Raw genomic sequence first — 11,111 nt, forward strand, 5'->3', positions numbered from 1 at the left:
CCTATCCCCTCGACCATCACGACCCTGGCAAAAAAATTGCCGTGGCCGGACAATGGACTCCGCCTCTTTAGTGGGCTAGCATTTTTCCGGGGAACACAGAATTTACGTGAAATGATGGAAGGCCAGCAACCATGGCGTCGGCAACCGACCTCCTGAGGGTCGAGAACCTTAGTATCTCGTTCGCCCTGCTTGGTGGCAAGGTCGATGCCGTGAAGCGGGCGGATCTGCGCGTCCTGCCTGGCAAGGTCACGGCTCTGGTCGGCGAGTCCGGTTCCGGAAAATCCGTTATCAGCCAGGCGGTTATGGGCATTTTGCCGAATACCGCCAGCGTCGGCGGCAAGATCCTGTTCAACGATCCCGCATCGTCCTCCGGAGCTATCGACCTGCTGGCGTTACCGCGAGACGGTCGTGAAATTCGTGCCATTCGTGGCGACCGGATGGGAATGATCTTCCAGGAGCCGATGACCTCGCTGTCACCGCTCCACACGATCGGTAACCAGGTATCCGAAGTCCTCAAGATCCACACCGAGGACACGGGCGCCCAGCGCCGCGCGGCAACGGAGGAGATGCTCGGGCTCGTGGGTTTCAATGACCCGAAGCGGGCTTACGACATGTATCCGTTCGAACTCTCGGGCGGCATGCGCCAGCGCGCGATGATCGCCATGGCGCTAATCTGCCGGCCTGCTCTGCTCATCGCCGACGAACCGACCACCGCGCTCGACGTGACGATCCAGGCGCAGATCCTGCAACTGCTTCGCGAGCTGCAGATGAAGCTCAACATGGCTATGCTGCTGATCACCCATGATCTCGGCGTCGTGGCCAATGTCGCCGACGAGGTCGTCGTGATCTATCACGGCGAGATCATGGAAGCCGGTCCCGTCGAACAGATCTTCCGCAATCCCACGCACCCCTATCTCAAGGGGCTGCTGGCTGCCGTGCCGCATTTCGACATGGGACCGGGCGAGCGCCTGAAACCGCTCCGCGAAGTGCCCGTCGACACCAGCCGCCTGATGAACCTGGAAAAGCCGAGAGCCGCCCAGGAAGATGGCGTGCTGCTTTCCGTTCGTGATATCGTCAAGACCTACGGCACGCGCAAATCCAACTGGTTCGCCAAGGACACGACGCCCCCGCTTCGCGCCGTGGATGGCGTCAGCTTCGACGTGATGCGCGGCGAATGTCTGGGCCTGGTCGGCGAAAGCGGTTGCGGCAAGACGACATTGAGCAAAATCCTGATGCGCGCGGTGACGCCCGATTCGGGCTCCGTCATCTTCAACGGCGAAGGCAGTCCCATCGATGTCATCAACGCTGAGGGGGACGCACTCAAGACGCTGCGCGCGGATATCCAGATGGTGTTCCAGGATCCCGTTGCCTCACTGTCCCCGCGCATGACAATCCAGAACATCGTCAGCGAACCGCTCGAGATTCATGATCGCGGCAATGCCAGGACCCGCCAGGACAAGGTTGTCGAACTGCTCGAAGCGGTGGGCCTCAGCCGGCGCCATCTCAACCGCTATCCGCATGGTCTCTCCGGGGGCCAGAGGCAGCGCGTCGGCATCGCGCGTGCGCTTGCGCTCAACCCGGACCTGTTGATCTGCGACGAACCCGTCTCGGCGCTCGACGTCTCGGTTCAGGCTCAGATCCTAAACCTTCTCAAGGACCTGCAGAGCGAGCTCGGCCTCACCTACATCTTCATCTCCCACAATCTTGCAGTCGTCGATTACATGGCCGACCGGATCGCGGTGATGTGCGCCGGCCGCATTGTCGAGATCGCACCGCGTCATTCGCTGATGCAGACACCGATCCATCCCTATACCAAGTCGCTTTTGGCAGCGGTGCCCTTCCCAGACCTCGACCGGCCGCTGGATTTCGCAGCTCTCAAGACCAACGGCGCCCGCGATACACGCAACTGGGGCGCGCAGTTCCGCGACGAAGGTGAACAGGATGCCTTGTCCTTTGCCGATCTCGGCGAAGGACATCTCGTGCTCGCACGACGAAGCGCCGACGTGAAGGAGTTGCAGCATTGATCAAGCGGCGCACCTTCCTCGGCCTGATGGCATCAAGCTGCCTGCCTGCCCTTGCGCAGGCGCAGGTACCCGACGTCGCACGGGAACCGACTTTCCTCTGGCCGCGCCTGAGAGCAGCAGCCCTGCCCGACATTATCGACCGCCTGCCCAAGAAGCCCCGCCTCATCAACATGGCGAAAACCGGTCGCAAGCCGGGCGGCTATGGCGGCGAAATTCGTATTCTGGTCGGCAGCCAGCGCGATACGCGCCTGATGACGATCAACGGTTACGCACGGCTCGTCGGCTATGATGAGAAGCTGGAACTGCATGCCGATGTCCTGGAAAGCTTCGAGGTCGTCGAGGACCGGATCTTCACGTTCAAGATACGGGAAGGCCATCGCTGGTCCGACGGCGGCTATCTGACATCGGAAGACTTCCGTTATGCCTGGGAGGATGTCATCCTCAGCGAGGACCTGCGACGCGGCGGCCTGCCGCGCGAACTCCTCGCCGGAGACAAGCCGCCGGTCTTCGAAGTGCTCGACAAATACTCGGTGCGCTACACATGGCCGTCACCGAACCCGGATTTTCTGCCGAAGCTCGCAGCACCGCAGCCGATCGTCGTGGTCATGCCGGCGGCCTATCTCAAGCAATTCCACAAGAAGTACCAGGACGAGTTCCGTCTTGCCGCGCTCGTCAAGCAATATCGCGCCAAGCATTGGAAGGACCTCCACACCAAGATGTCGCGCAGCTACCGGCCGGAAAATCCGGAACTGCCGACGCTCGACCCGTGGCGCAACACCACCGCGCCGCCGGCTGAACAGTTCGTTTTCGAACGCAACCCCTTCTTTCACCGGATCGACGAGAACGGCCTGCAACTGCCCTACATCGACCGTGTGCTGCTCAATGTAAGCTCCTCGGAGATCATTGCTGCCAAGACCGGCGTCGGCGAGAGCGACCTGCAATTCACCGGCATCGACTTCACGGATTACGCATTCCTGAAGGACTCGGAAAAGCGCTATCCGGTCAAGGTCAGCCTTTGGACCAAGACGCAAGGCGCGCTTCTCGCCATGCTGCCGAACCTCAACAGTGCCGACGACGTCTGGCGCAAGCTGTTCCAGGATGTCCGGGTGAGGCGCGCTTTGTCGCTGGCCATCGACCGCACCGAGATCAACAAGGCTGTTTTCTATGGTCTGGCCGCTGAAAGCGCCGATACGATCCTGCCGGAAAGCCCGCTCTTCAAGCCCCAATACAAGACCGCCTGGGCAAGCCACGATCCGGACAAGGCCAACGCGCTCCTTGATGAAGCTGGCCTAGACAAGCGCGATGAGGACGGCTTCCGCTTGCTGCCCGATGGCCGGCTGGCGCAGATCATCGTCGAGACGGCGGGCGAGAGCACGCTTGAGACCGATGTGCTCGAACTGGTGACCGATCACTGGAAAAAGATCGGCATCTCGCTGTTCATCAAGACCTCGCAGCGCGACATTTTCCGCAACCGCGCCATGGCCGGCCAGATCATGGTCTCGATGTGGTCGGGTCTCGACAACGGCGTGCCGACGGCCGACATGAATCCCGGCCAGCTCGCACCGACGGCCGACGAGCAGCTGCAATGGCCGGTCTGGGGCATGTACTATCTGTCGAACGGGAAGAAGGGCAAGGCGCCTGACATGCCCGAGGCAAAGGAACTGATCGAGCTGCTGGGCAGGTGGAAGCAGACCACCGATGCTGCCGAACGCACGGCCATCTGGTCTAAAATGCTCGATATCTATTCCGAGCAGGTCTTCTCGATCGGCATCGTCAACGCGTCACGCCAGCCCGTACTCCGCTCGGCGCGCCTCCAGAACGTGCCCGAGGAGGGGCTCTTCGGTTTCGATCCCACATGCTATCTCGGCGTCTATATGCCGGATAGCTTCTGGCTTGGCGTGGAGAGCTGACGATGCTGCGATACATCCTTTGGCGCATCGCCGTCATGATCCCGACCCTGCTGATCATCTCGGCACTGGTCTTCACCATTATCGAGCTGCCGCCCGGCGATTATTTCGAAAGCTATATCGCCGATCTCGCTGCCCAGGGCGAGGACGTCGACATGGCCGAGATCGCGGAACTGCGCGCCGAATACGGTTTCGACAAGCCCCCGGTCATTCGCTACTTCTACTGGGTGGCGGGCATGCTCCACGGCGATTTCGGCTATTCGTTCGAATACCAGTTGCCCGTGAGCGAGGTGGTGGGCGACCGGCTGTGGCTGACCATGCTGGTGTCCTTCTTCACCATCATCTTCACCTGGATCATCGCCTTCCCGATCGGCATCTATTCGGCGACGCACCAGTATAGCTGGACGGATTTCGGCCTGACATTTATCGGTCTCATTGGCATTGCCATACCGAACTTCATGTTCGCGCTGATTCTGATGTATTTCGCCAATATCTGGTTCGGAACCTCGATCGGCCATCTGATGGACCAGAAATATCTGGCCGAGCCGATGAGTTGGGCCAAGGCGAGTTCGATCCTGGAACATATCTGGATACCGGTGGTCATCGTCGGCACTGCCGGCACCGCCAGCATGATCAGGAAGCTGCGCGCCAACCTGCTTGACGAATTGCAGAAACAATATGTCGTCACGGCCCGCGCCAAGGGCCTTCACCCCTTCAAGACACTCGTCAAATATCCGCTCAGGATGTCGCTGAATTTCTTCATATCGGATATCGGCTCGATCCTGCCGGCGATCATATCGGGTGCTGAAATCACCGCGATCGTGCTGTCGCTCGAAACGACGGGCCCGATGCTGATCAAGGCGTTGCAGAGCCAGGACATGTACCTGGCCGGATCGTTCCTGATGTTCCTGGCGTTTCTGACCGTGATCGGCGTGCTGATATCGGATATTGCGCTGGCCTTCCTCGACCCACGTATCAGGCTGCAGGGCGGGAGCACCAAATGACAGCGACCACGCCACTGCCAAACGCCGGCGAGCCCATGACGCACTACGTGTCGGATGCGCCGTTCGATCCCTATTCCATCGAGGGGATGACCCAAGAGCAGGAGCGCGTCTTCAAGGCGTCGCAACTGAAGCTCATGTGGTGGAAGTTCAAGCGCCACAGGCTGGCGGTCGTCTCTGGGATCTTCCTCCTCCTGCTCTATTTCGTGGTCGCCATCGTCGAATTCCTGGCGCCTTATAACCTTCACACACGCAACGTAGACTTCATCCATACGCCGCCGCAGGCAATCCATCTGTTCGACAAGGGCGAGTTCATCGGCCCCTTCGTCTATGGCCGGGATATGACGCTGGATATGGACACTCTGAAGCGCGTCTACCGGGACAACCCCGAAAAGGTCGAGCCGTTGCGCTTCTTCTGCTCGGGCGATTCCGTCAAGTTCTGGGGCATGGTGGAGTCGAGTTTCCACGTCGTCTGCCCGGCTAAGGACGGCCAGCTCTTCCTGCTCGGCAGTGACCGGCTGGGGCGCGACGTTTTTTCCAGAATCCTCTACGGCGCCCGGATTTCGCTGACCATCGGCCTGATCGGCATCATCGTCAGTTTCACTCTTGGGATTGTCATCGGCGGGCTCGCGGGTTACCACGGCGGCATATTCGACATGATCGTGCAGCGGATCATAGAAGTTCTGCAATCGATCCCGAGCATACCACTCTGGATGGCGCTCGCCGCCATCATGCCCGTCACATGGAGTCCCATGCTGATCTATCTCGGCATCACCGCGATCCTCGGACTGCTTGACTGGACGGGCCTAGCCCGTGCGGTCCGCTCCAAGCTGCTGTCGCTGCGTGAAGAGGATTATGTGCTGGCAGCCCAGCTGATGGGCGCGAAACCGAGCCGCATCATCGGCCGCCATCTAGTGCCCGGCTTCATGTCGCACCTGATCGCCACGGCGACGCTCGCCGTTCCGGGAATGATCCTCGGCGAGACGGCGCTCAGCTTCCTCGGCCTCGGATTGCGGGCGCCGATCACCAGTTGGGGCATCCTGCTGACCGAGGCCCGCAGCGTCAGCGTCATCGCTTTCTATCCATGGCTGCTTTTCCCGATCATTCCGGTCATCCTGGTCATCCTGGCCTTCAACTTCCTCGGTGACGGGCTGCGCGACGCGGCCGATCCGTATAAGTGAAAGTGGAGTTCGACATGCTAGAGCATGCTCTAGATAATCGCATGGACGCGAAGACTGTGACCGCACGCGTTCCGGAGCATCTGAAATGAGCCGGCGTGTCGAAGACGCCCGTATCCTGATGTACAGCCACGATACGTTCGGCCTCGGCCACCTGCGCCGTTGTCGTACGATCGCGCATGCGCTGGTCGAGGATTATCGCGGCCTTGAGATTCTCATCATTTCGGGCGCCACGATCGCCGGCGCCTTCGATTATCGCGCCCGCGTCGATTTCGTGAAGATCCCGAGCGTGATCAAGCTGCGCAACGGCGAATATGAATCGATGGAGCGCCACAGGGATCTCGACGAGACGCTGAAGATGCGCGAGGCGATCATCCGCCATACCGCGGAGACCTTTCAGCCGGACATCTTCATCGTCGACAAGGAACCCCTCGGCATGAAGGGCGAGGTCGAGTCGACGCTGACCTACCTCAAGACACGCGGCACCACGCTCATCCTCGGCCTCAGGGAGGTGATGGACGCGCCACACCTGCTGGACGCGGAGTGGAAGCGCAAGAACGTGATGCCGAAGATCGCGCAGTTCTACGATCATATCTGGGTCTACGGCCCGCCGGATTTCTATGACCCGCTTGTCGGCATCGAAGTGCCGGACAACGTGCGCGCCAAGATGAACTTCGTAGGCTTCCTGCAGCGCAGCGTGCCAAACGAGGAACGGATCGCGCGGCGTTCGCATGGTGACTATATCCTCGTTACAACAGGCGGCGGCGGCGATGGCGCCGATCTCGTCCGTGATGTGCTCAATGCCTACAAGGAAGACAGAAGCCTGCAGCAAAGGGCACTGGTGGTTCTCGGTCCTTACATGCCGGCGAGGAAACGTATCAAGCTCGCCAAGAAGGCTTCCTCCCTACCCTATGTCGAGGTCATAGAGTTCGACAACCGCATGGAGGAGCTGGTCGCCGGCGCCAAGGCCGTCGTTGCCATGGGAGGCTACAACACCTATTGCGAGATCTTGTCCTTCGACAAGCCGGCGCTGATCGTGCCGCGCGTGCAGCCGCGCGAGGAGCAACTGATCCGGGCGATGCGCGCCACGGAGCTCGGCCTTATCGACATGCTCCGACCGGAAGAGTCGGAAGATCCCATGGTGTTGGCAGGCGCGCTCAAGGCTCTGCTCGTGCGGAAGCCGCCATCGATCACCGCACACGAGAGCATCCGGCTCGAAGGACTGCCGCATATATCGCAGATCGTCGGTGGACTGTTCGACCGGCGCCATCCGGACCATCTGTCGATCGCCAAGGGATGATGCGGTTTGCCTGAAAAACGCAAGATCGTAATCGTGCTGAAAGGCTATCCGCGCCTTTCGGAAACCTTCATCGCACAGGAAATCCTCGGGCTCGAGCGGGCCGGTTTCGACCTGTCGCTGGTCGCACTCCGCCGACCCACCGACACCAAGCGCCATCCGGTGCATGACGAAATCCAGGCGCCAGTGCTTTACCTGCCGGAATACCTGCACGAAGAACCGGGCCGCGTGATCAAGGCCGTTCTGAAGACCTTGCCGAAACCAGGCTTCTGGAGGGCGCTCGGCGCACTGGCGCGCGACTTCGCCAAGGACCGCACCCGAAACCGCATCCGCCGCTTCGGCCAGGCCGCGGTGCTGGCTGCCGAATGGCCGGAGGGCGCCCGCTGGCTGCATGCCCATTTCATCCACACGCCGGCATCCGCAACCGCCTATGCCAGCATGATGACCGGCATTCCCTGGACCTGCTCGGCCCATGCCAAGGACATCTGGACCTCGCCCGACTGGGAGCTCGCCGGCAAACTGTCTGGTAATCGCTGGACTGTGACCTGCACCAAGACCGGCTACGAGCATCTCAAGCGACTCGGCGGCCCGCGCGCGAATGTCCATCTGAGCTATCACGGGCTCGATCTGGCGCGCTTCGGCCATTTCGACGGCGAGCGCCCGGCACGTGACGGCAGCGATCCTGCAAATCCCGCCCGCATCATCAGCGTCGGCCGTGCCGTGCCGAAGAAGGGCTACGATATCCTGCTCAAGGCGCTGAGCCTGCTTCCCGCCGACCTCCATTGGCGGTTCGAACATATCGGCGACGGCGACATCATCAAGACGCTGAAGACGCAGGCCAACGAGCATGGCATCGCCGACAGGCTCGAATGGCGTGGCGCGATGGACCAGAAGGATGTGCTCGCCAGCTATCGCGCCAGCGATCTCTTCGCGCTTGCCTGCCGGATCACGCCGGATGGGGATCGCGACGGTCTGCCGAATGTCATCGTCGAGGCCTGTAGCCAGGGACTGGTCTGCCTGTCCACCGACATTTCAGGCGTGCCGGAACTTCTGACCGACGGCGAAAACGGCCTGCTGGTTCCCTCCGAGAACGCGGAAGCGCTGGCCGTGGCACTGGAGCGTGCGATCCGCAATCCGGCCTTGCGCCATCGCCTGGGTCAGGCCGCCGAGCAAAGGGTGCGGGCGGATTTCGACTTCCACACCAGTATCGGCCAGCTCAAGTCGCTCTTCGAGGCGGAATGGCGGAAGACGCCATGAGCGGCGAACGCAGACCGCGTCGGGTGCTGTTCTATGTCCAGCATCTCCTCGGCATCGGGCATCTGGCGCGCGCGAGCCGCATCGGCCGCGCGATGGCGGCATCCGGCCTCGACGTGACCATGGTCACCGGGGGCATGCCGGTCGATGGATTTCCCGGACCTGAAGTCAACCATATCGCTCTGCCGCCGATCGCATCGGGTGACGCCGGATTTTCCGGTCTTGTCGATGCGGAGGGAAAACCCATCAATGCAGCATTCGAGGTAATGCGCCGCGACCTGCTGCTGAAAGCGTTGCGCGACACCAAGCCCGATATCGTGATGATCGAGGCATTTCCCTTCGGACGCCGACAGGTGCGGTTCGAGCTGATACCGCTCCTGGACGAGATCAAATCGATGCCGGATCGGCCGTTCGTCGCCTGCTCCCTACGTGACATCCTGCAGGAACGGGCCAAGCCCGGGCGAGACCAGGAAAGCGTCGATCTGGTGAACCGCTATTTCGACCGGGTACTGGTGCACGGCGACCCGGCATTCGTGCGTCTAGAAGAGACGTTTCCGCTGGCAAACGGAATCGCGGGCAAAATCGTCTATACCGGCCTGGTCAGCGCCTCGCCCCCAGTGCCGCCTTCCGAACAGTTCGATATCGTCATCTCCGCAGGCGGCGGCGCGGTGGGCAATGGCTTGCTGCGGGCTGCGACAGGGGCGGCTTCTCGTCTACCCGAGGAACTGACGTGGTGCATCATCGCCGGGCCAAACCTGCCGCAGGCGGATTACGATGCCGTCGAAACGATGCTGCCCGCCAATGCCCGGCTCGTCCGTTTCCGCAAGGATTTCGCGAGCCTGCTAACGCTGGCGCGCGTCTCGGTCTCGCAGGCAGGCTACAACACCGTTTGCGATATCCTTCGCGCCGGCTGCGGTTCGGTGCTGATCCCGTTCACGGCGGGAGGGGAAACGGAACAACGTATCCGCGCCGAGCGGCTGGAAAAACTCGGTCTTGCGGCTGTTGTGGAGGAAGAAACCCTTTCCGTCGAAGGAATGACGGCCGCCATCGGTGCGATGCTGGCATCCCGAGACCGAGCGGCCCATTCGCTGGATCTCGAAGGCGCTAGACGCACAGCGGAAATCCTGGCCGAAATGCCGCTTCGCTAGACGGTGCCGATCAGCATGAAGCGTGTGTATTTCTTCATCGGCAGGGAGTCGGAAAACGCGACGTCGCTCAGCCCCGCCTGATCGACGAAGGCATCGAGGGTCGGCACGCAATTGATGTGGGTCGGCTCGCTGAAATAGTCGTTCGATTGCAGCAGCACCCGCGTACCCCGAGGCAACAACGTCAGCCAGGCCCGAAGGTCGGCAATGTGTTCGCAGCTCGTATTGATGACGAGATCTGCCCCGAGTTCGCCATAGGGCAATTGATACATGTCGGCGGTGATCGCCCGGAACCTGTCGGCCCAGGCACCATTCAGGGTTTCGGCGACGCTGCCAACACCGGGGTCTATGTCGTAGCTGTCGACCGCTCCGATCTCGAAGCGATCGTCATCGAAAAGCATCGAAGCGAGAATGCCGTACCAGCCGCCCAGTATCACAATCCGCCCATAGCGGCCGCCCAATGTGTCGAACAGCGCATCCCTGCCCCAGAGCTTGCACCCGACCTGCTTGTGATTGAAGGCATTGCCGACATCGGCGTCGGGATGCCGGGCCATGACCTTGGACAGTCCCTTGAGAAGCGGGCTGCCGGTATAAGCGGCGACCCCCCGCATCAGGTCGAAAGCGTTTTCATGCCAATCGGTTGTCTCGTTCATGCTGCTTTGGATGGCGTTCGTCATTAGGTTGTTGTAGGCTGGCGGGACAGGGAGTGCAAGCAATGCGGACAGCACTGACGAACGAGAGGGCCAACGTCCTGCCGGGGCAGGATTTGCCGCATCTCGATGGCATCGGTGCGAGCATGCGTCAGGTCATCGCCGCGCATTTTCTCAAAGGCTGCGAGCATATTCTCGAGATCGGCGGGCATGTCAGGCCGATCACCGATTACCTGACGCACCACCCGAACTCGGTCACATCGATCGATCCGAAGACAGGTCCTTACGATTCATATCTGCTGAACGGGCACATCTGCAGGGTGCGGCACATCGCGAGCAAGTTTCAGGATGTGGAATATGATCGCCCGCGGCACAGCTACGGCCTCGTGCTCCTCGGCTATTCCCTGACGCCGCTTGGGAAAAGCAATCCCCTGGGCGAGCGGCTCTTCTCGCTGGTGGACAATGCCAAGGTGATCGTGCTTGAATATTCCACGGCACTTGAGCGGGCAACGTCGCAGGTGCCCGAAATCATCGGCCGCAAGACCGTGAAAATCCGTACCACCCTTGATCTTCGCCTCAACGATCCCGAGATTGTCGATACGCCCTATGCCGATAGGCGCCTCGTTGTTCTTGATCCAGCCGATACATTGTAAGA

The 11,111-nt window shown here is 61.0% G+C and carries 9 protein-coding genes; 8 read left to right on the forward strand and 1 reads right to left on the reverse strand.

Translation table 11 applies throughout. From position 1 onward, the window contains the following. Positions 1 to 131 precede the first annotated feature (131 nt). From IHQ71_RS17305 to IHQ71_RS17335, 7 genes are all read left to right on the forward strand, one after another. Positions 132 to 2,024, forward strand: a complete 1,893-nt coding sequence (locus tag IHQ71_RS17305; RefSeq protein WP_258157688.1) for an ABC transporter ATP-binding protein — start codon at positions 132 to 134, stop codon at positions 2,022 to 2,024. Next, on the forward strand, positions 2,021 to 3,934 hold the full coding sequence (locus IHQ71_RS17310) for an ABC transporter substrate-binding protein (protein WP_258157689.1): 1,914 nt from the start codon (positions 2,021 to 2,023) through the stop codon (positions 3,932 to 3,934). Before IHQ71_RS17305 ends, IHQ71_RS17310 begins: the two co-directional genes overlap by 4 nt. A 2-nt stretch (positions 3,935 to 3,936) precedes the next feature. Next, entirely contained in the window at positions 3,937 to 4,935 is a 999-nt protein-coding gene (locus IHQ71_RS17315; RefSeq protein ID WP_258157690.1) for an ABC transporter permease, read from the forward strand. Then, positions 4,932 to 6,113 (forward strand): ABC transporter permease, encoded by a 1,182-nt coding sequence (locus tag IHQ71_RS17320; RefSeq protein ID WP_258157691.1) that lies wholly within the window; start codon positions 4,932 to 4,934, stop codon positions 6,111 to 6,113. Before IHQ71_RS17315 ends, IHQ71_RS17320 begins: the two co-directional genes overlap by 4 nt. A gap of 85 nt (positions 6,114 to 6,198) precedes the next feature. Next, entirely contained in the window at positions 6,199 to 7,410 is a 1,212-nt protein-coding gene (locus IHQ71_RS17325; RefSeq protein ID WP_258157692.1) for a glycosyltransferase family protein, read from the forward strand. 6 nt (positions 7,411 to 7,416) lie between these two features. Beyond that, entirely contained in the window at positions 7,417 to 8,664 is a 1,248-nt protein-coding gene (locus IHQ71_RS17330) for a glycosyltransferase family 4 protein (protein WP_258157693.1), read from the forward strand. After that, positions 8,661 to 9,809, forward strand: a complete 1,149-nt coding sequence (locus tag IHQ71_RS17335) for a glycosyltransferase family protein (protein ID WP_258157694.1) — start codon at positions 8,661 to 8,663, stop codon at positions 9,807 to 9,809. Before IHQ71_RS17330 ends, IHQ71_RS17335 begins: the two co-directional genes overlap by 4 nt. Here IHQ71_RS17335 and IHQ71_RS17340 read toward each other — a convergent pair. Beyond that, a complete protein-coding gene (locus IHQ71_RS17340; RefSeq protein WP_258157695.1) occupies positions 9,806 to 10,459 on the reverse strand; it encodes a class I SAM-dependent methyltransferase in 654 nt (217 codons plus the stop codon). The genes IHQ71_RS17335 and IHQ71_RS17340 overlap by 4 nt on opposite strands. 62 nt (positions 10,460 to 10,521) lie before the next feature. On the opposite strand from IHQ71_RS17340, the gene IHQ71_RS17345 reads away from it, so the two are divergent. After that, entirely contained in the window at positions 10,522 to 11,109 is a 588-nt protein-coding gene (locus IHQ71_RS17345; RefSeq protein WP_258157696.1) for a hypothetical protein, read from the forward strand. Positions 11,110 to 11,111: the final 2 nt, after the last annotated feature.

The sequence above is a fragment of the Rhizobium sp. TH2 genome, from assembly GCF_024707525.1.
GTDB lineage: Bacteria > Pseudomonadota > Alphaproteobacteria > Rhizobiales > Rhizobiaceae > Rhizobium_E.

Excerpts from the sequence above, each read along its gene's own strand:
- IHQ71_RS17305 (WP_258157688.1), top strand. The coding sequence starts at position 132 with ATGGCGTCGGCAACCGACCTCCTGAGGGTCGAGAACCTTAGTATCTCG.
- IHQ71_RS17315 (WP_258157690.1), top strand. The coding sequence starts at position 3,937 with ATGCTGCGATACATCCTTTGGCGCATCGCCGTCATGATCCCGACCCTG.
- IHQ71_RS17320 (WP_258157691.1), top strand. The coding sequence starts at position 4,932 with ATGACAGCGACCACGCCACTGCCAAACGCCGGCGAGCCCATGACGCAC.
- IHQ71_RS17325 (WP_258157692.1), top strand. The coding sequence starts at position 6,199 with ATGAGCCGGCGTGTCGAAGACGCCCGTATCCTGATGTACAGCCACGAT.
- IHQ71_RS17335 (WP_258157694.1), top strand. The coding sequence starts at position 8,661 with ATGAGCGGCGAACGCAGACCGCGTCGGGTGCTGTTCTATGTCCAGCAT.
- IHQ71_RS17340 (WP_258157695.1), bottom strand. The coding sequence starts at position 10,459 with ATGAACGAGACAACCGATTGGCATGAAAACGCTTTCGACCTGATGCGG.
- IHQ71_RS17345 (WP_258157696.1), top strand. The coding sequence starts at position 10,522 with ATGCGGACAGCACTGACGAACGAGAGGGCCAACGTCCTGCCGGGGCAG.